We start from the raw sequence: 21,952 nt of genomic DNA on the forward strand, positions 1-21,952 counted from the left end.
GTCTGCGACGGCGGTAACCGGAAACTAATAACCGAAAAAGCTTGCTGGCAGTGCAAAAGCCGTTAGGACGGGTCGATTGGGGATCTGCAGAGGAGAGGGGCTGCGGTATTCGTTCAAAACTCAAGGATTCCAGTCATGCCCATTGCGAACACCGAGGCCAGGGCGGAGAAATTGAATGATGGCGGTGAAGCAATTGATGTTTCGCTAATCGCACGCCTACTGCCTCAGTCAACAGCAATCGATTGGAAGTCGAACGCTGAACCCAATCAGTGGGTACGGGCGAAGAGCTTTCACGCCCTGATCTTGTTGATCTGGCTCGCGCAGGCGATCAGCATGCCTTTAGAAAAAGGCACGCCAGCTGGAAGCTTACGCCACTTTGGAAACTACCAAAACTTGCAATTTTTCTTAATTTGCTTTTCCGGTTGACACCGACGCGGACGCCTAAGGCCAGTAGAGTCCGTCTTTTTATTTCAAATTTCGCACAGAACGAGCATCGTCGTCACCGACTACGTAGACAGCGCACGGGAAAAAGGGGGAAAGCCGAGATGTCGAATCAATTACGGGGCAATTACGGGCATTCCGGAATCGACGCAGACTCCGTCAACGATTGTCCGAGCCAGGCTGGCGCTGATCCGCAACCATAACTCGCCCGCCCCGTGTTTCTATCGGCCTCGTGGCGAAACGTTTGAGGCTTGCTACCTCCTGGACAACACGCTGCTGGCGTCCCAGTCCGAGTCAGCATCGATTCAGATTGAATGCAACAGTTACTACACCGACCCTGTTAGCGATAGTGGTCAAACAATCGCCTGGTACACCTTTGACGACGCGGAACCTTCTAAAGAATTATCAGGAAATGTTGAGATCACTCTTTTCGAAGTAGCGCACGCCGAGGCCGTGAACTGACGATCACAGGACGCAATGATTTTGATGACGACATACAAATCGGCATTAGCGAGAACGATAGCGGAATTATCGTTGTAACGGTGAACGATCCTTCTGCCCAGCAAGTCCTGAGCAGCCGAGTCGCAGCGTTGTCGACCGACGACGAGCCGGTCGAAGTGCCATTTGAATTCTTTGTTGACAATATCGATCGCATCACCTTCCATGGGCTCAGTGGCGATGATTCACTCGTGCTTTGGGATTCATGGGGCGAACAAGATAAGGCCATTCCGATCGTTGCCTTTGGCGGTTCGGGAAAGGACAGTCTTGAAGGAGTTGCCTGCCAACGAAGCGATTGTGCTCGCCTCCAGTGAACAGCAGGGGCCGTTGAGCTTGGGAATTGTCCCTGTTCAATGGGCGTTTAAGGTGAATCAAGCCATCGAGTTTGGCATTATCGCTGGACTGGACACACACGGCTTGGCGACGGGGCGATTGGAACGGCTTCGAAATGGGCTTTATCTTAAAGAGATTTCCTTAAAGTCCACTGCAAAACTGAGTGCCGAAATTGGCTGGGATACCGAAGAGATTAAGGGCAAGCTTAAGAAACTCATTCCATCGTTAAAAACCATCGATGTCGTTGTTCGGGCCGAGATTGTCGGTACCGTTGGGATCGGCCAAGATTGGTTCTTCGGGCGTGATTCGAAGACATACTTTTTCGGTGGCAACGCATCGCGTCCCACGCTCAACGTCCAACCATTCTCGATCGGACGACTGGACTTGGAAGCAGAAGTGGGAGTCGAAGCGAGAGGCTGGGCAGGTGATCTTGTCGACGATCTCAATGATTTAGTGGATGTCGGTGAAGACGTCTACGTCGAGGTTGTCCAATTCGTTTACTATCTGTTAGGGTTTGTCACCGGAGAGAAAGTCAAGCGGGTTCGCAAGCCTGAAGTGGAGATTCCAAAAGAGTGGCATCACGAATGGGACAAGTCACTGATCGATATCACACGAGAGCTTCCAGCGATTCGAGTGGAGCTTTAAGGTTACAATTTAGGTTCCGCGACCCAAACTCACACCGACTCAAACGGTGGAACATTTGATTGAAGTAAAAGAAATGACGCGGTCTGAAGTGACGCGAGCGACCGGCACTCGACGCTCGACGATTACTCGCCGGTCGTCTGTTCTTTTGACGGTTTCGTCGAGATGCAACTCAACGATCACGAATTGACGTTTATTCGAGGGAACGTAGAGCCATGCTGTCGATCGAAAATCCGATGTCTGCCAACGAAGAGAATAAGTGATCTCGGACTCGTTCGTTATCTCGGACACTTTCAACGCCGCTCGGCGGCGGACTTCCCGAGGAAACTGACGTTGAGTCACTCATCCAGGCGGTCGATCGAATCAAAACGGAAGGCGCGGTCAACGTCTCGCTGATACCGTTGATCCTGCGAAGGTTCTCGGACGGTTCGTCGCGATCTGATTTTTCAACCGTGCCATACTGCTCTGGTTCAGGGACCACAACAACGGGATTTGAATCGTGGATGATCGCATTGATGACTTGTAATGCGTCGAGTGCCGTCACCTTAAAATCGCCGGAAACGTCATAGAAATTGAACAGGTTCACGTCAATGGATTGCTCATCACGCAACTCGCCATTGGGATTGTTGCTGTAGCGACGAAGCGATAGTTCATTGATAATCTTGAGCGCGTCGCTGGCCGTAACCGAAAGGTCGCCACTGACGTCAAAAGCGTTGACCGGATTCTGAAACGACGACGGACCGACCAGATCGATGATCGCTTGATCATGACGAAACTGCCGGATGAGAGCCCCCTCGCTCAGTCGAGCCGATTCAAACTTCCAACCTGGCTCGAAGACAACCCTGTCTCCCGAATTCGCGAGCACCGTCAACGGGGTTAAGGGCAATAACGATCCAAGCCTGCCAGCATCAACGACGAGCGTATTGTCGCCCTTACCGCGAATATCAATCGTGACGAGCGCACTTAAGTCAACTTGCGGATCAGCCAGACGAATCAATTCGTCGGCACCCAGCAACACGAGACTCTCTTTGACCGGATCGACGGAAACAAATTCTTCCGTTCGCACATCAATTTTGATATTTTGGTCCGTGACCACGATCACACCAAGATCAATCGATTCTAAACGACTTGATGAATACGCGGTCAGTTGGTAGCTGCCAGAACCTACCCGCAGCGCATATCCGCCGGAACTTCCCGTCGTCGTCACGAACAGTGGCCCGTTGGACTGACGAGCCTCAATAATGATCCCTCCGCGACCTTCGCCCAGGCTGTAAAAATCGTCGGCAGTCTTAGAGTCTTCAAAGGCAACACCCGTGATCGAATACTCGTCTTGCACACCGCCTCCGAAGACTTGTGTGACCAAAATCCCTGTAGCAATCTGCCCGCTACTAAAAGTAATCGGCCCCCGTTCGAAGCCAAGTCCAACGTCACGATATCTAGGTAAAAGAAAGTTATAACGATGCCCTGGGCTTCCATAGAGATCAAAATGAAGGAGCGTGGATGCACGAACTAGACTAATTCCGCTCCGCGCGGCCAAGTTTTCGCCCGCAAATCCCGATCCGTATCCAGCATTAAGAGCACGCTCAAAGGGCCGAAGTCCATCCGGGTTTTCATGGGCGAAAAAACCTCGCTCGATCATGTCTTGCGAGTGTGCGATTGCTACGTCGTTGAGTACGGTGATTGGCGCGAGCGGCTGTTTGGGATCCGACGTAATTGCGCCTGGATTAAGTCCCTCGTTGAGATCGATCTGCCTGCGTGCTGCCTCTGCTAATGGATCGGCACGTGCCCGATTGATTAACTCCAGCATTTGTTGGTCGTAAATGGACATGGTGGCCGATGCCTGCTCAATGACATCCATATCCGCCACCATCAGTCGACGAACTTCCAAGTTTTCGATTGCCAATCGTCGCTTCGGTCGTCGGAGGTTCATCGTTTCCAAATTTTGTACGCGGGTAAATCTGTGTACCAACCATTGCCGGAGTTGCGGAATGAACTCCGTTCTACGTCAGTTATCGCCGCATCTAATGTTATTTCGAAGCGACACCCGCGGCGAAGCCGCCTTAAGTTGATCCTATCACGATTAAATCAACAGGCCGCTAACCCTAAAACTCAATCCTGACAGACCACTAGTTCGATTTTACTACTGGCTTCCCCCCTGTCAATCTCACTGGGGTTAGGCTCGGGGTTCGCCAATGTCAACCGGTTTCTGGGTTAGAGACAGTTCCCGGGCGTCTGCGGTGGCGGTTACCGGAAAAAAATGTCAAAAAAACTTGCGGTCGATACTGTCGGCCGCTAGGATGGGGGGTGTGCCTCTGGTGAGGGGGTTTGCCCCGTTTTGACACCCATCCAAAAAGCCCCGCATTCCAGTTATGCCCAATACGAAAACTGAGTCCAGTGCAGAAAGCGAGTCCAGTGCAGAAAGCGAGTCCAGTGCAGAGTGTTCGAGTGAGAACCGCGAAACGTTTGATGTGTCGCTGATCGCACGGCTAATTCCTCAGTTGACAGCGATCGCTCGCAATTCAATCGCTCGAAGGTGGCAGTCGAAAGTGGGCGCGTCGGACATTGTCCAAAACACCTTTCTCGAGGCTGCCGATACACTTTCCTCTTTCTCTGGCTCATCCATTGCTGAGTTCAATCAGTGGCTGCGAGCGATCCTGGCTCACAATCTGCAAGACTCGCGTCGGAAGTTTGTGGTTGCCCAGATGCGGAGCGTGGAGCGAGAGCAGCCGATGGATCGATTCATCGGTCCGCTGTTAAAAACCAGCGAAAAGTCTCCTGTGGGTGTCGCAGTGTCTAACGAGTTCGATCGTGAACTGCATCGTGTGATCGGTACGCTTGATCAAATTGACCAGCAGATTCTGACGCTGCGGTACCAGCAGAAACTAGCGTTTGGCGAAATAGGAACTCGAGTCAATATGAAAGAGGATACGGTGCGGAAGCGGTGGGGTCGCATCTTGAAGTTACTCCAACACAAACTGCGTCGTTTTGATTCGCAGGCTTGTTCCAGACGGGTTTGATATGGATGCCCATGGTGATCTGGGAGCAGAGATTCCAGACGATCGCGTTGATCTGTCAGAATTGGACGATGCGTTCCAACTGCTCGCCTCTGGGTCAAGTGGTGAGCAGGTGGAATCCATAGCCGAGTTGTTCGCTGCTTCCGGAACTGGCGGGGGTGACGATGAGGAGTCGATCCACAAAAACGCCGCTTTGCTGTTGCGACTTGCCAAGCATTATTCGGATCGGCCGCCCGAAGTTCCGATTGCCGCCGACGGTCATGTCATTCCGAAGCAGATTGGTCGCTTTTCCATTCTTCGAGAGATTGGCAGTGGCGGTTTTGGTGTGATCTATCTTGCTCGTGACGAAGCGATCGGTCGCGATGTCGCGATCAAACTTCCGCGACGCGATCTGATCCAGGACGCGGTTCGCCGAAAACAGATGATTCATGAGGCCCGCACAGCAGGTTCACTTGAACACCCTGGCATCATCCCCATCTACGAGAGTGGATGTGAGGGGGAGACCGTTTATCTGGTTTCCTCCTACTGCGAAGGTCCCGACCTGGCGACTTGGCTTGGTTCTCAAACGGAGCGACCGAGCGTGATCGAAATTGCCTCGTTTGTCAGTCGGTTGGCCGATGCGGTGGCCTATGCCCACGGTAAGGGGGTGATCCATCGCGACATCAAACCCAGCAATGTGTTGCTGGCGCTCGATGTAGTGGGTCCGGATGTAGTGGGTCCGTCGGAAAGTAGATCGCTGGAAGCCACAGCCACATCGAAAAGTGAGCCCCCGCAATCCGTGCCGTTGTCAGCCTACCGACCGCGATTGACCGATTTTGGATTGGCCAAATTTTCTGACGAACCGATTGTTGACACGCGCAGCAGTCTGATCATTGGCACACCGTTGTACATGGCCCCCGAGCAGTTGCTGCCCGATTTGGGGCCGATCACTTTTCAGACGGACATTTATTCAATCGGGGTCTTATTGGTCGAGCTGATCGATGGGAAACCGCCGCTAAGTGGAAAGACCTACGTTGAGATCTTGTCATTCTTTCAAGATGAGCCGCGCAAATCGATTGTCTATTCAGACATTCCATCTGACTTGCGAACGATCATAGACAAATGTCTTAGCAGGACACCCGAAAATCGTTATGCATCCGCAGACGCCTTGTCGGTGGACTTAGCCGCTTTCGCCGCAGGAGAAACGATATCCGCTCGCAAAATGACATGGATCACTCGAGCACGGGTGTGGTGTCGCGATGCTCGGCGCACGCGCGAAGCTTGTGTCTCTACCGTTGCAGCAATGTCCGCTCTGATTGTCTGGGTCTTGTACTCTATCTCCCTGGTCATGGGGCCATGGTTTCCTGGTGACGATCCATGGACACCAGCGATTCAAGCACTTGCGATCATCGCTTGCATTAATCTGCCGGTACTGGTTTTGGCTGTCTTGGGGCTTCGCAGAAAGATCTGGGCGATGAAGGTCGCGATGTTATTGTTGTTAACCGGAGGCGTTTTTGTACCGCTCTTGATCATTGGCGATTTTGTCGGTTTGCTTGATCCCATTTACGGCCCGTTCCCCTATTTCAAGAAGAGTTTTCACGCTTTGGTCTTGTTGATCAGCCTTTCGGAGGCGATCTACCTATCCATTGGCATTTATGCGAATCGATGGAATTGGAAACGCCACCGTCCAGCAAAGATGGCGACAGCAAGGTAGGAATGTCCCGGTAGGAATGTGCCGGTAGGGTTCTAGATTCCAAAGACATTTTCAATCATTTGCAGATCGGATCGCATCAGCGTTTCGAGCAACAGACGCCGCTCCCTCAATTTATAGGACAGCCTCTAGAGAGCCATAAAAGAAAAAGGTTGGACACTCACGCGACAATTTTCGCATGAAATCATAGCTGGCATCATTTTCTTGTCCGGTTTGTTCCCGCAAGAACGCCCAATCAATAGACGGGATACTTTACTCACGTTAATCCCTTTTCTTCCGAATCGGCAATTTCCATGACATTTTCAGGCATTCGCAGGCTCGACAAGTTCCTTGCTTCCCGCAAATCGCAGCGTTTTGCGCTTCAACGCCGCAAAACCTCGCTGCGCCGCCAAAAACGGCTGGCGATCGTCGAACGACTGGAAGAACGGCACTTGCTGGCGGCCGTCACTTTGGATTTGAATGGCAGTGATGATGGTGGAATCGACTTCGCGGCCACGTATGCGGAGGGCAGCAGTGCAGCGTTGCTGCAGGATGGAGACCTGACAGCGGCGGCTGGAACAGTGGTGACCAGGCAGCCAGGGAGCGAATTTCAGGTCAACACCGAGACAGTGAGCAATCAAACGATCGGTATCAGTGGCCGGGGGCGATATGTGGCCAGCGATGCCAACGGAAACCACACCGTCGTCTGGATCAGCTTCGGGCAAGACGGCAACAGCAACGGGATCTTTGGTCAACGCTACGACACCGTCGGAGTAGCCGCTGGCGGCGAATTCCAGGTGAACACAACGACCAGTGGCAATCAGTCCAATCCGTCGCTGACCATGGATGATGCCGGGAACTTCCTGGTGGTGTGGGAAGGAAACGGCCCAGGCGACAGCACCGGAGTGTTCGGTCAGCGATTCAATCCAGATGGAACAAAGGCAGGTGGTGAGTTCCTGATTCCAACGGCTGCCACTGGAAATGCGTCGAGGCCGGTCGCTTCGATGAATGGCGACGGGGACTTCGTGGTGGTGTGGTCGAACACCGAAGTTTACGGTCAGCGATTTCTGGCGGATGGTAGCCGAGTTGGTTCAGAGTTTCTGGTCAATCCCACTCAGACCGGTGGACAGGCATCGGTGGCGATGGACGATGCCGGGGGATTCTTTGTCGCCTGGTCTACTTACGGTATTTCGAATGAGATATTTGGGCGTCGATACGCATCTAACGGCACCGCTGTGACGGACGAATTTCAGGTCAATACGTTCACAGAAAAAAATCAGGACTATGTCGCCGTCGATATCGACGACGCCGGTAATTCCGTCGTCACGTGGAACAGCCAGGATCAGGACGACTATTTTGGCAGCCTGCGCGATGGCATTTACGGGCAACGGTTTGATCCCATTGGACTGCCAGTGGGCGGTGAGTTTCGGATCACGACTAACGACTCGCGGGACAAACGTTACTCGTCGCTAGCGATGGACAGCGTCGGCAATTTTGTTGTGACGTGGAGCAGCTATTTTCAGGATGGCAGCTATTACGGTGTCTACGGGCAGCGGTTCTATGCTGACGGAACCATGGCCGGTGACGAATTTCTGATCAACGAGACCACCGATGATGATCAGCAAAATCCTTCCGTCGATTTACTCGACAATGGTGATTTCTTAACGGTCTGGCTAAACGAACCAGCACCTGGTGAACGAGAAGTATTCGGGCGATATTTTCGCTCCGCCTCCGGATTGATCGATAAGGCGACCGTCTCGATCACCAATCCATTGGACGGCACGGACGAAGTACTAACGGTCGACACGTCGGGCACCGCCATTGCCGCTGAATACCGGAACGGATTATTGACGTTGAGCGGTGTGGATAGTGAAGCCAACTACCAGCAGGTGCTACGAACAGTTCGTTACGAAAACACATCAGAGGATCCCGACACGACGGATCGGCAGGTGGAATTCGTCGTGCGGGTCGCCGAATTCGACAGCGCGGTCGCTACGTCGACTCTGACGGTCGCTGCGGTCAACGACTTTCCTGAAGTTGCCGTCAGCGGAAGTACAGCGGTGACGATCGGTGAAGGGCAACTGGCCTCGATTAGCGGCACCTTTTCGGACGTCGACAGTGACGATGTCGTGCTGACCGCTTCCATCGGTGACGTCCTCGCCAACAACGACGGCACCTGGGACTGGACATTCGCGACCAGCAATGATCCCGCCGAAAACGGTACCGTCACGATTACCGCCACGGATACCGAAGGCGACGCCACAACAGCGACGTTCGACCTAACTGTGAGCCCGCTACCGTTTGATTTTCGTATTGACCGCTGGGAGGAACACCGCGCCCATGAACCGGATACGCCGTTTGGCAATGAGGTCATCACGTTGGGCGACGTCAACGGCGACGGCGCCACGGATCGAGCGATCTTTACCAGCTACGGAACGTCTGGTACTTACGTTCTTCTGATGAACCCCGATGGCTCGGTGCAAAGTCGTAGTTGGGTAGATTACCGTTCGAGTGGAACGCTGGCGTCGGCGGGAGATATCGACGGCGACGGCATTGAAGAGCTTGCGGTGGGCGTCGGGACGGCTAATGCAGGCGGGTCAGTGACACTGATTTTCCTTAACTCCGACGGATCCGTTCGCGAGACAAGTAGGATTGAAGGCGGATCCGGCTTTGGCAATTCGGTGGCTGCGATTGGCGATCTGGACAACGACGGTGTCAACGACATTGCCGTGGGAGCCACGCGAGCGGACGGCCAGGCGGGAGCCGTCTATGTGCAATTCATGAACGCCGACGGAACTGTTGCCTCGTCAACAACAATCGGCGACAACATCGGCGGCGGCCCCAGTCTGCAGTCGTTCTCTCGCATGGGCTCTTCACTGACCAACATGGGCGACCTCAACGGTGACGGTGTGACGGATCTGGCGGTCGGTGCCTACTATCACGGCCAAGGCAACGTTGCCTCACGCAGCGGAGCCGTCTTTATGCTGATGATGAATCCCGACGGCACTGCCCTAAGCACCACGCGTCTGACTCGCGAGACCGGCATTCCCGTGGACCGCGACGCAGGATTTGGACTTGACGTCGTTGCGATCGGGGACCTCGACGGCAATGGAGTCAATGATTTAGCAGTGGGTGCGCTGGGGTCCGGGACACAGTCGGGTTCCGTCTTTCTTGTTCTGTTGAATTCGGACGGTACGTCGAAGGGGATTCGGAAGTTTCATGAAGGTGCGTTCGGTGCGCCAACCGAGGCGGATGGCACAACGCCGATCCCGTACTTCTATGGTCGCGCATTGACGAACATGGGTGATCTGGACGGCAACGGTATTGACGATCTGTGGGTTTCATCAACGCGAACGTCCACGACTCATCTACTCTACTTAACCAACGGTGTTGTGCGTGCGGATTCCAGCAGCGTGACCATTACGGAAGGCCAGACGGCCAGCAACTCCGGCACGTTTGTTGATCCCGGCGACGGTTCGGGCACGTTGTCGGCGTCGGTGGGCACGGTCACTGCATCCGGGGCCGGTGTGTGGAGTTGGTCTTTGCCGACGACGGACGGACCTCTTGCCGCACCGTACGTCGACATCTTTCTGACGAACGACGGAGGTGACGTTGATTCCGTACGTTTTCGCCTGGACGTGCAAAATGTGGCTCCCACCATCACGGACCTTCAATTCGACACATCTGCCATTGATGAAGGCGGTTCGGTGGTGCTGACCGGACAGTTCTCTGATCCCGGCACCGATGACACTCACACCGTGACGATCGACTGGGGTGATGGTTCCCGGGACGTGATCGCTGACGTTACGACAAATTCCTTCAGCCTGCACCACACGTACCTGGATGACCCCTATTCCGGTTCGGCGGAAGCTTCGTATCAGGTGTTGGTGACCGTTGTCGACGACGACGGTGGCGAGGCAACAACGGTCGATGCTGCAGCCGGTCAGACGCAGCGAGTCTCCGTTGCCTCGGACGGCAGCGAAGCTGAACTCGCTGCGGGAACCTTTGCGATTTCCGGTGATGGTCGCTACGTCACGTTTGCTTCGTCTGCCACGAACTTGGTCCCCAACGACACCAATAGTAAACGCGATGTCTTTGTTCATGATCGTGTAACGGGTCTGACAAAACCAATCTCCGTCGCCTCAGACGGAAGTGAAGCCAACGACCATTCAGGCCAAAGTGTGTTGAGCGGTAATGGTCGGTATGTCGTGTTCGAGTCGAGAGCGTCCAATCTGGTTCCGGGTGACACCAACGGCACCACTGACATCTTTGTCCACGATCTGCAGACCGGAGAAACACGTCGGGTCTCGGTCGCCTCCGACGGTACACAGGCGAATGGCTTTTCGTCCTTGCCTGCTATTTCAGCAAACGGTCAGTACGTCACATTCGAGTCGCATGCCTACAACCTTGTGCCCGGTGACACAAACATTCAAAGGGACATTTTTGTACACAACCTGCAGACGGGAATTACGGAGTTAGCCAGTGTGGCGTCGGACGGAACGCAGGGCAATAGGGGGGGGCAACGTCCTTCGATCTCTGCGGACGGTCGCTACGTGTCATTTGATACAGATGCGACCAATCTGGTCGACGGCGATACGAATGGCGAATTCGACGTCTTCGTCCGTGATCGTCTAACGGGAACAACAACGCGAGCGTCCGTCAGTTCAACGGGTGCCCAATCGGATCGCGACGCTTTGCGCAGTCAGATATCCGGCGACGGACGACACGTGGTGTTCTACTCCAACGCAACGACACTTGTCGCCAACACGTTTTCCAGGACTCAGGTCTTTCTCCATGACCTGATAACAGGGCACACAGAACTGGTGTCGGTAAATGATTCCGGTGACCCGGCCGATGAAAATTCCGGCTATCCCCAGCCGACGGTTTCTCACGACGGTCGCTTCGTTGCTTTCGTGTCCGACGGCAAGAATCTGGTCGAAGGAGATACCAACAATCGACCGGATGTCTTCGTTCGTGACCGCATCGATGGTACCACAGAACGTATCTCCGTAACGAACGATGGTGCGCAATCAACAGGCCGACCAACCGGTGCAGCCATTGCCGCCAATGGACTGGTGGTTGCGTTTTCTTCGGACGCCACCGATCTGGTTGCCGGCGACACGAACGGGGTGGCAGACATCTTTGTGCGAGGACTTGGCGAACCTGGCCTCGCCTCGCCCGAGTTGCTGGTCCGCAATCTTGATCCCGTGCTGGCAGACTCCGGCGACGTCCAGCTCGCCTTTCAAAACCCTGTCCTGACCCGAGAAATCAGCTTCAGTGATGTTGGAGTCAACGATACCCATACTGTGATCGTCGACTATGGCGATGGCAGTGATCCACAGACAATTGCTGTGTCGCCCGTCGGAGCACGGTCGTTCGACTTGAATCATACGTTTACCGCAATCGGCACCTTTACGGTCACGGTCACTCTCAGGGATGACGACGCAGGCGAAGCGATTGACAGTTTTGATGTGACGGTGCGACTGAACACTCCCCCAACTGCGAATGCCGGAGGTCCCTATGTCGTCAACGAAGGAAGTGCGATACCGCTGAGTGCCAGCCTCACGTCAGATCCGGATCAAGACACGCAGTCGCTTAAGGTTCAATGGAATCTAGACGGAGACGAGGAGTTCGGGGAAAGTGGACTGGATGCTACGCGTGGTGACGAAATTGGGCTTCAACCTGAGTTCTCGGCGGCACTCAGCGACGACTCCGATTCGATTGTGGTCCAGTTGCGAGTCGAAGACGAATGGGGAGCGGTCGATTTTGATTCTGTCGGCATCACCGTGGTCAACGTGGCTCCAACGTTGCAATTCGATTCGACAATCACTGTATTGAGTGGCGACAGCTTCACGCTTGACGGATCGTTTTTCGACCCGGGGCCCGATACTTGGACGGCCACCGTCAATTACTCGGACGGATCCGGCAATCAAACGCTGACGCTCAGTGGCAACGAGTTCCAATTGGCCCATACCTACAGCACCGCTGGTGTCTACTCCGCTGTCGTCACGATTGACGACGGAGATGGTGGAGTTACCAACAAGACTTTGACGGTGATCGTCGAGACTCCTCCTGTGCCAGATTTGGCAGATTTGACATTGATCTCCTCCAATGTGCTCTTCCATCCGATCAATCCCGGTGTCGGCACTTCGGTTAACTTTGAAATTGATGTGACCAATAACGGGGAAATCCCGGCCGACAACATCACCGTCAGCGTTCAAGTTTATGATTATGATGTCGATACCGACACTGGAGCGTACGTAGAAATCGATCGCGGCGTGATCACCTCACTCGCTGAGAATTCCGGTACCCGAATTGGCCTTACCTGGCATGGCACGGACGGCCAGCCAACACTACCGAACGAAGACACGTACCTGTTGGTGCGCGTCGTGCTTGATCCCGACTTGACCGTTGAAGAATCGGACGAATCGAACAACGAGGCGATTCAAGTCTTGCAAATCGGTAGCCCCGATTTCGGTTCGGCCGGTCTATTCGCCACCGCGTCGGATCGCACGACAACTCGTGAGGCTTACGTGGCGGTCGGCGGTCAAGCGTTTTACAACTTCGGATCGATTCCTGGCGACAAAGACTTTCCTATTCAAAATGCGAGTGTGACGCTGCGAGTCTACGATTCAAGTAACAATCTGGTGAAGTCCTCTGGAACTCGTACGGGAATCGGTGGAGGCTTTTCGTATTTTATTCACGCACCAGATAGAGATGGCGTCTACACACTTGAGTACGAGATTATCGAGGGAACGTTGAGTACGGTGGTTACTGCAACACTCAACGTTTCCGGTGAAACGCCCAACGCGCCACCACGTCCGAGTGGGCCCGGCGGGCCGGGCTACGTATTCTCGCCTTCGATTCAGTTAATGGATCCGGTGACTGAAGAACCGCAGCCGACGTTTCCGCCTGACAATCCGCAAATCGGCATACCCGTCACCATCATCGGTAGCTTTGACTATGAACTGGATCAACGTCTAGATGTGCCTGTGACATTCAACGACCTCTTTCCGGTCGCGGGGCAGATGAGAACGTTTGAAATCGGCAGCGAAGTGCTCATTATCCCAGAGGGCGGTCTCGACGACCCCGCTTTGCTAGCCATGAATTGGGTGCCGACAGCGGAAGGGCTTCACATTATTCAAGTGATCGCTGAGCCGGAGTTCGCTTTCCGGGCACGTACTCATGTAACGCGAGCCGTTATGGTTGGCGACCTGGACACAACCTCGCTGACCCTCGAGTACGGGACGTCGATCGTGCCCGAGCCGGTGCCCGCGTTCGCACCGCTGATGTCCGCCTCTCGCGGTTTCGCCTCCGCTTTCGCCTTCTCTGCGCCAATGGCGATGGCGACCAGCGACGCGCCCGAGCCCGGTGACACGCTCGCGTTTACATTGAATTACGAGAACACGGGTACGACCACCATCACCGGTGGATTCCTAATGGATGTTTTTGATGAAACATTGATGGGGACACCCGTAAACATCAGTCACGGCGGCATCGCCGATGGCAACGTCCTCCGTTGGGAACTCGGTGACATCGAGCCCGGTGCCTCTGGCACGGTGACTTACGAAGTCACGATTAACTCCGGAGCGGAATTCCCACCGGGGGCAGCTTTTGTTCAGAACACCGCGGTTCTGAACGCCGACCAAGCTGTCGCGGCGAGCACGAGCGAGATCACAGTTCGTAACAACGCCCCGGTGATCACTGGCCTGAACGTCGATCCGATGCTTGACGAGAACGGTGTCGTGACACTGTCGGGTACCTTTAGCGACGCCAGTATAGCGGATACACACACCGTTCAAGTCGAATGGGGTGATGGGAAAATCGAGACGCTGACGATCGATCCCGGCGAGCGATCGTTTACGATTCCACATCCGTACGGAGTGGATCATGCACCGCGGACAACCACTTATGACATCAATCTGAGCGTTACCGACGCAACCAGTCAGCAGGATACGGATAGCGTCAGCACCCAGGTGCCCGAGAATCAAATCTCGCCAGATGCGAAGTCGGACGACTATAACGTCAACCAAGCGGAAACGCTTTTAGTGGGAATTGATGACGGTGTACTAGCCAACGATTGGCCATCCACAACCGATCCACTCGAGTCATTGCTAGTGACTGCGCCGGAGCATGCCAGCAGTTTTGTTTGGAACGCTGATGGTACTTTCACGTATACCCCAGAAGCCGATTTCCTAGGCACCGACAAGTTTTCCTACGTGGCCCAATCCAGTGGCAGACCAAGTGCAGCGACGACCGTCAGTATCAATGTCCACAATCTTGCCGCGACGATTGAGTCGGCGGTGATTACGGGCGCAGATGAGCAAGCCGTTGCGGGTGAAACACTAACACTCAACGGTACGTTCCTGGATTCCGGAACCGTCTTGGCTCATACCGGCACGGTTGATTGGGGCGACGGCAGCGAATCAGAGCCGCTGACGGTCAGCTTCGAATTGGGCAGTGGTTCGTTCGCGGCGAATCATGCCTACGCAAATCCAGGATCCTATACTGCTACCGTCACAATCATTGATGGCGAGCTCGAAACGACGACGTCGATTGAGACGACCGTGATCGAGGTGGTCAATAGCGAGCCCGGCGTAACGCTCAACGAGGGGCAGTTGCGGATCATTGGTACGGACGAGAGAGACATCGTTTCGGTCTCACGCCGCGGATCACTCGTCTATGTCGCGGCCAGCTTCCTGCCTTCGGCTTATTGGTGGAGCCTCGGATCGGTTTCCTTCCCACTCTCGGATGTGCAAAAGGTCCATGCGGAGTTGGGCGCAGGCAACGATGTCTTCAGCATGTCGGCGTGGTTAGTGATGCCGACGATCATTGATGGCGGTGACGGCAATGATTTCCTCTACGCTGGTGGAGGCCCAAGTCTCGTGCTCGGTGGCGCAGGCAACGATCTACTTCGCGGTGGCCGCGACCGGAGCCTATTGGTCGGTGGAACTGGCCGAGACAACTTGATTGGCGGTCAAGAAGACGACGTTTTGATCGGCGGTGAGATTCAAGGAAACGATGGAAGCCTAAGTGGCGACGCGCTGCACGATCAAATCATGTCCGCTTGGAACAGCGACAATTCCTATGCAGACCGAACCGATGCCGTGACCGCCTTGATCGACGATGTTGACGACAACGAGCGAGATTTATTGTTCGGGTTGTCAGGCCGCGACCTGTACTTTGACGGACTCGGCGATCGGCTGTTGGGCGTCAGGAGATCTGGGTCTCAAGCGGAAAGCAGACGGTAAAAAAGGATCAAATGAGCGGCAAGACGCTAGCCGCCGGTTGCCAATGAAATACCGGCGGCTAGCGCCTTGCCGCTCACCTCGTTCGTGCTGTCCTACTAACACGTAATTCCTCAATCTAAAGTTAATCCAATGATTCGTTTCTTACGCCTTGCTACGATCAGTCTTGTAGTCCTGGCATCCGCTAACCAAGCACGCGCCGCTGCCATCACCGCTTTCGGTTTAATCGACTCGATCATCACGATCGATAGGGTGGTCGACGGCAGCGGGAACGCGGTGTCGGCAACGGGTCTCGTGATCCAAAGCGATGCCACCAATCCTTTTCCCCCTCATTTCGAGGATTTTAGTACCGGTGATGGATATTCCTTTTCGTTCGCAGACGCCAACGGAGGGACAAATCCCGAGTCGCTCGGCAGCGGAGACAGTATTACCATCAGCAATTCAATCGAATTTGGACTAGGTGGTTCTGGGTTGAGCCAAACCTTAGCGATCTCCTCGGTATCGCTATTTCTCTCCAACGAAACTTCTAATGAAGTAACCGCTAATTTCTTGCTAGCTTATTCGTTTGAGCTCGACCTTAGTCCTTGGACGGATCCAGAAACATTTGCGACCGCCTACGGTAGTTTGCTAATTCTTCATGGCGAGGATGAAAACGTATTGTTCCTCGAGCCGTCGTTTGAAGAGCCCGCGGGTGGCAGCTATTCGGCGATTAACCCAATGCCAACCAGTTTCGCAATCACGTTAGCCGCTGGCCAAGAAACGACCCTGGAGATGTCTTCATTTCTCGGCGGGGAAGCTTCGGCAACGGCGGTACCCGAACCAACAACGTCGTTCTTCCTTGGTAGTCTCTGTCTCGTCTTGGGATGGGGAACAAGGGCCAGGAAGAAACAGAAGACGAGTTTGCGTTTTGGCCGCTTTGATGAATCCGAAGGACGAAAGTAGAACACCGTCACGTTGCTTGACCATGGGGCGGCCTCGCGGTCGGAATCGATTCGAATCGGTGAATACGAAAGGTGGGGTAAGTTTCCTGATTACCTTAAAAAAGATCGCAAGCTGGAAGCTTACGCCTCTACGCCCTATACCAATTTTGTTAGAATCGTGGCATGAATATTGAACCTAACAAAACACGGATTGGTTGGATCGGCACGGGGGTGATGGGGAAATCGATGTGCGGTCATTTGCTGCAATCGGGTTTCTCGGTCACCGTTTACAATCGTACACGATCGAAAGCGGAGTCGCTGGTCCGCAGCGGTGCTCGCTGGGTCGATTCGCCGAGACAGGTTGCGGAGGAATCGGATGTGGTTTTTACCATCGTCAGCTACCCCGAAGATGTCCGCAAAATCTATCTGTGCAAGAATAGTGGCATGTTGGCGGGGGCGAAGGAAAAAGCCATTCTTGTCGACATGACGACGAGCGAACCATCCCTGGCGATCGAAATCTATAACAAGGCTCAGCAGCTTGGCGTTTCGACGCTCGATGCACCGGTTTCTGGCGGTGACAGCGGAGCGAGAAACCAAACCCTTTCGATCATGGTTGGCGGTGCGAAAGAGACCTTTGAAACCGTCAAGCCATGTTTCGAGCAGATGGGGAAAACGATTGTCCATCAAGGCGGTGCTGGCGCAGGCCAACATACTAAAATGGTTAACCAGACGCTAATAGCGTCGGGGATGGTCGGCGTCTGCGAAGCATTGATTTATGCGACCCGTGCGGGCCTCGATTTAGAGACCGTGTTAGCATCGGTCGGCTCGGGTGCAGCCGGTAGTTGGTCGCTATCGAATCTGGGGCCGCGAATGATCGCGGGCGACTTTGAACCTGGGTTCTACGTCGAGCATTTCATCAAAGATATGGGAATCGTCTTAAGCGAAAGTCGCCGCATGGGATTGTCGATGCCCGGTTTGGCACTCGCCGACCAATTGTATCAATCGGTCAAGGCGAAAGGGATGCACAAAAAAGGAACGCAAGCACTTGTGCTTGCGTTGGCAGAACTTTCCGCGGTCGATTGGCCAAACACTGAGTCGCCGTAGCGGAAGTCGTCAAAAGGCTAGGTACCCGAAGGTGATGCGACGGGTCCTGCGTCGTTATCATCGTCGCCATCGACAGCGAGTGGGATCGCTATTCCCGCAGCCGCGGCCCCCAACAGTCCTATGCCACCGCCACCGCTACCGCCAAAGCCACCACCGGCACCGCCATTAACGACGCCGCCACCGCCAAAACTGGCACCGCCCATTCCGCCGCTTGAAAAACCTGTCGATGTCAAAGTGGGGGCAGGAGTCTGAAAGAGACCTGCGTCAGGACTGATGGAACCAAATGGGTCAACAACGCCTGGGATCATGCTAGGTGGTACAAGGGTGACTGGCAAAGTCGTCGTCAAATCAGCACTGGCGTAGGAGACAAATTTGTGACCGAGAGCACTTTCGCTAGCGAGTCCAGATTCTTCAACGACTTCGAATGCGAAGGTTGCGTAACCCGCCGATCCGGCTGCTACGATTCCATGGACCCCTGTGCGAACACCTTTGAAGTGGAACTCTCCGAACTCGTTGGTATACGACTTGCCTACCGCAATGCCGTTTTGCATCAAGATGACTTCGGTATCGGCAAGTGAAATATTAGAGTGATCATCACTTAAAATGGAAACCAATTGTCCCTCGAGGATGCCGCCTTCGCGAAGTTTCACCCGATAACCAAACTGGGACGCTTCGGGTTCAATCTCCGTCATCACTTGGCCGAGTTGTGCGGCTTGCTTCTTCGACAATTGGCCGACAAAGGTCTCCATCCAAGGAGCCAATTTCTTTGTATTGACAACTGCCATTGGCATTCGCATCATGCTTGGGGCTTGTTGCGGAGCATCGGTATCGTGAACGGAAAGAATGGTCGACGCGTACACATTCCCGCTAGAGGCGACTACGGCGTAGGGGCCAGCAGCGATGTCGGTCAATTCGACGACGCCATCAGCGTCCGCCGTGTATTTTTTGGCCACCCCGTTGCGATCGACCAAGGTAACGTTCGCTCCCGCTAAGACGTCGCGGTTTTGACCAATTGGCAAATCGAGGTGCAATTGGACGCTGCCGCTGCTCGTCACCGAGACATGATTGTCAGCGGGTAGGGCGTGAGTTGATCGAGCGATCGCGTTTTGTCCGAGTACAGAAAGGAGTACCGCAGCGATGGCGGATACCGTTTTTTTCGTTCGTTGAGGCATCTTGGGTAGGCTTCCTGTGTCGAGTCGCTGAGTTGGCAAACAAAGCGAGCGTTAAAGTGGTGCTTGGAAGGTGGGTTCGTTGGTCGCGTACGCGTCGTACGAATTAACGTCACTGTGATTAAAGTCACTGCGAAAACGTACGACGTTTTTTAACGAATGCAAGGAAAATGGGTCTTTTCCAATGGTTTCCTTGCAAAAGCTCCTTCCAAACGCCTCTGTCGATCGGCTAACGAAGCGGCATTCTATTTGATATCAATATCGAAATTCGGGGGGGGGCGTCTGTAGTCCAAGCTAGCAAGAGCGGGGGAATCGACGATTTTTTTGTTGAATGATCGGCATGACTGATACAAGCCGAACGGAAGCGGGAAAAACACCCTCTGCGAAATTCACTCCGTTTTTCTTAAGTCCACGCCCTTCCGGACGAGTCCGGATCTGTCACAAAAGATGGCGGGAGTCCAGTCATTATGGGAATAGGATGGCCCGTGGATTGGTTAAATCACTGGATCCAGTCCATATCCACACCGTTCGGGGCTCCTCGATAAACGCTCCTATTGGCCGAAAGACATGGCCGAATGTCTTGGCGACTTTCGCTACGGTATTGGGATGTTTAGTCACCGCTTTGCTTTGCCGACAAAATGGCGTGATAGCGCCGACGGTAGAGCAGACGTTGCCACCAACTCGCGTGCCGCAGGAGAGAATCCTTGGGATTTACTTGATGGGTTTTTCCACGTCGGGTACCGAGTTGGATGTCGCCGTTATCAAGTACCTTTTCCACGATCCAATACTTGTCCACGACATAGTGGTACAAATCACCCTTGGATGCGGGGTGGACGTTTGACGCTCGTTGGCCAGGCGATTTACTGTTTTTTTGCTTGCGATAAATCACCCAATCGCCTGTCTTCCAGTTACTCATTCCGCATTCCTATGGTTGTTCCCACTGACTTCACCGGTACATTGATAGCTACAAAAACTTAATCAAATCTTAATGATCAATTTCTGCAGGTTGCCAAATTGGATTTCTCTGTTGTTACCGAGCTTATTTTCGGCCTTGTGGGCGGTTTAGGTATGTTCCTGCTCGGCATGAAAAACATGTCCGAGGGTATGCAAGCGGTCGCCGGCAGCAGCCTGCGTCGCCTGATCGCTGCGGTGACCTCTAACCGCATTCTAGCGATGATTGTTGGGATTGTCGTTACCTGTCTGGTTCAATCGAGTTCGATCACGACGGTGATGGTCGTTGGGTTCGTCAATAGCGGGGTGATGAATTTAGCCCAAGCGATTGGCGTCATCATGGGTGCCAATGTTGGGACCACGATTACGGGATGGATTTTAGTGCTAGAGGTCGGCAAGTATGGGCTACCTATTTTGGGGGCATCCGCATTTGTCTACTTGTTTTCACGTGGGGACCGATGGCGATATTTGGCAATGACCGTGATGGGCGTCGGGATGGTTTTTTTTGGGCTTGAGTTGATGAAGAACGCCTGTGCGATCATCAAACAACTGCCTCAATTCGAGGCTTGGTTCCATGCGTTTCAAGCGGACACCTATTTTGGGGTTCTAAAATGTGCGATGGTTGGTTGCGTCATCACGACAATGGTCCAATCATCATCGGCAACGTTGGGGATTACGATCTCGTTGGCGACTCAGGGAGTCATCAGCTACGAAACCGCCGCCGCGTTGGTTTTAGGCGAGAATATTGGCACGACCATTACGGCGTTATTGGCATCTCTAGGTGCGACGACCAACGCGCGGCGGGCCGCCTATTTTCACGTCATTTTCAATATGATCGGCGTCATTTGGATCACGGCTGTTTTCTCCTGGTACATCCAGCTTGTCCAATGGTTGATGGGGGGCAATGTGCAAACCTCGGTCATGGTCAATGGGGTGGAGACTTTCCCCAAGATCACCGCGGCGATCGCGACGACGCACAGCTTGTTTAACATCGTTAACTCCTTAGCATTCCTGGCGTTCGTTCCGATCTTTGTGCGGTTCTTGACCTGGTTGGTTCCAGCGAAAGATTTTAAAGAAAAACCCCACTTGACCGACTTGGATATTCGCATGCTCGATACCCCTCTGTTGGCTATTGAGCAATCGGGAAAAGAGATCCAGCGGATGGCGGACGGATGCGAGAAAATGATCGATTGGTTGGCGACGTTGGTCCAGCAAGACAAGCCTGATAAAGAACTCGCCGATAAGCTGAAACGACGTGAGCAGATTCTCGATGCGATTCAGGACGAGATCGCCGTCTACGTCACCAACCTGTTGTCAGGGAATATCCCTCACACCGTTGCGGATGAAGCGAGACGACAACTTCGCATGACCGACGAGTTTGAATCGATTAGCGACTATGTCTATGATCTCGACAAATTCGATCGCAAACTCCGTCGTGATGGCTTTCGGTTTACCGAGTCCCAGCGGGCGGACCTCGTGGAACTCAATCGATTTGTCAAAGCCTATCTCTCCGAAGTCAATGAAGCACTGCGTACCGGCAACGAAAACGTTCTGGTGATGACCGACGCAGCGTCGAAGCGGGTTCGTATTCAGATCAAATCGCTTCGTCGGAAGCACCTCGAGGATCTCTCCAATGGAAATATTCCTCCATTGGTCAGTGTTGCCTATTTGGCATCGCTCAACGCGTTCGCTCGCGTTCGTGATCATACACGAAATGTCTCGGAAGCAATCTCTGGTGAAAAGTAACATCGCTGCCTATCGCTTCCAGGCTGTCACGATTTGGAAACCAGGCGACATCGCGGCTTCGACCGCTGCGATAGTCGCCAAGACTTTTGGCTCTCGGCCCCCTTTTTGACTGTTGCCGAAACGGTTGCCGAGTTTCGCGGTAAAACGTCACTTTCTGTTTGGTACATTCGACGTCCCACGCGGAAGGGCGCACCACCGGTTCCCAAACAAAAGGATG

The 21,952-nt window shown here is 53.9% G+C and carries 12 protein-coding genes; 9 read left to right on the forward strand and 3 right to left on the reverse strand.

Annotated features, from left to right (window positions below):
- Positions 1-135: 135 nt before the first annotated feature.
- The 3 genes from Q31b_RS24560 (at position 136) to Q31b_RS24570 (ending at position 1,917) form a co-directional block, all read left to right on the forward strand.
- Positions 136-426, forward strand: coding sequence for a hypothetical protein (locus Q31b_RS24560; protein WP_146602292.1), 291 nt, complete (start codon positions 136-138; stop codon positions 424-426).
- A 557-nt stretch (positions 427-983) separates the two neighbouring features.
- Positions 984-1,253: a hypothetical protein gene (locus Q31b_RS24565; RefSeq protein WP_146602293.1), complete on the forward strand. Its 270-nt coding sequence runs from the start codon at positions 984-986 to the stop codon at positions 1,251-1,253.
- Positions 1,207-1,917: a hypothetical protein gene (locus Q31b_RS24570; protein ID WP_146602294.1), complete on the forward strand. Its 711-nt coding sequence runs from the start codon at positions 1,207-1,209 to the stop codon at positions 1,915-1,917. Before Q31b_RS24565 ends, Q31b_RS24570 begins: the two co-directional genes overlap by 47 nt.
- Before the next feature lie 190 nt (positions 1,918-2,107).
- On the opposite strand, the gene Q31b_RS24575 is transcribed toward Q31b_RS24570, so the two are convergent.
- Positions 2,108-3,844 (reverse strand): dockerin type I domain-containing protein, encoded by a 1,737-nt coding sequence (locus Q31b_RS24575; protein WP_146602295.1) that lies wholly within the window; start codon positions 3,842-3,844, stop codon positions 2,108-2,110.
- Between the two features lie 439 nt (positions 3,845-4,283).
- Here Q31b_RS24575 and Q31b_RS24580 point away from each other — a divergent pair, with 439 nt between their 5' ends.
- From Q31b_RS24580 to Q31b_RS24600, 5 genes are all read left to right on the forward strand, one after another.
- The gene (locus tag Q31b_RS24580) at positions 4,284-4,931 is read left to right on the forward strand and encodes a sigma-70 family RNA polymerase sigma factor (RefSeq protein WP_146602296.1); all 648 of its coding nucleotides are present in this window, start codon (positions 4,284-4,286) and stop codon (positions 4,929-4,931) included.
- Positions 4,900-6,621 carry a serine/threonine-protein kinase gene (locus Q31b_RS24585; protein ID WP_146602297.1) on the forward strand — a complete coding sequence of 574 codons (1,722 nt, stop codon included), beginning with the start codon at positions 4,900-4,902 and terminating at the stop codon, positions 6,619-6,621. Before Q31b_RS24580 ends, Q31b_RS24585 begins: the two co-directional genes overlap by 32 nt.
- Before the next feature lie 290 nt (positions 6,622-6,911).
- Entirely contained in the window at positions 6,912-15,848 is an 8,937-nt protein-coding gene (locus Q31b_RS24590) for a PKD domain-containing protein (RefSeq protein ID WP_146602298.1), read from the forward strand.
- 129 nt (positions 15,849-15,977) lie between these two features.
- Entirely contained in the window at positions 15,978-16,787 is an 810-nt protein-coding gene (locus Q31b_RS24595; protein ID WP_146602299.1) for a PEP-CTERM sorting domain-containing protein, read from the forward strand.
- Between the two features lie 161 nt (positions 16,788-16,948).
- Complete coding sequence (locus Q31b_RS24600) at positions 16,949-17,869, forward strand: NAD(P)-dependent oxidoreductase (protein ID WP_146602300.1); 921 nt, start codon at positions 16,949-16,951, stop codon at positions 17,867-17,869.
- A 17-nt stretch (positions 17,870-17,886) separates the two neighbouring features.
- Here Q31b_RS24600 and Q31b_RS24605 read toward each other — a convergent pair whose 3' ends face one another.
- Complete coding sequence (locus Q31b_RS24605) at positions 17,887-19,041, reverse strand: hypothetical protein (RefSeq protein WP_146602301.1); 1,155 nt, start codon at positions 19,039-19,041, stop codon at positions 17,887-17,889.
- A gap of 607 nt (positions 19,042-19,648) precedes the next feature.
- Complete coding sequence (locus Q31b_RS24610; RefSeq protein WP_146602302.1) at positions 19,649-19,954, reverse strand: hypothetical protein; 306 nt, start codon at positions 19,952-19,954, stop codon at positions 19,649-19,651.
- Positions 19,955-20,091: 137 nt separating this feature from the next.
- On the opposite strand from Q31b_RS24610, the gene Q31b_RS24615 reads away from it, so the two are divergent.
- Positions 20,092-21,735 (forward strand): Na/Pi cotransporter family protein, encoded by a 1,644-nt coding sequence (locus Q31b_RS24615; RefSeq protein ID WP_261343884.1) that lies wholly within the window; start codon positions 20,092-20,094, stop codon positions 21,733-21,735.
- Positions 21,736-21,952: the final 217 nt, after the last annotated feature.

It is taken from the genome of Novipirellula aureliae, assembly GCF_007860185.1.
In the GTDB taxonomy this organism is placed as follows: domain Bacteria; phylum Planctomycetota; class Planctomycetia; order Pirellulales; family Pirellulaceae; genus Novipirellula_A; species Novipirellula_A aureliae.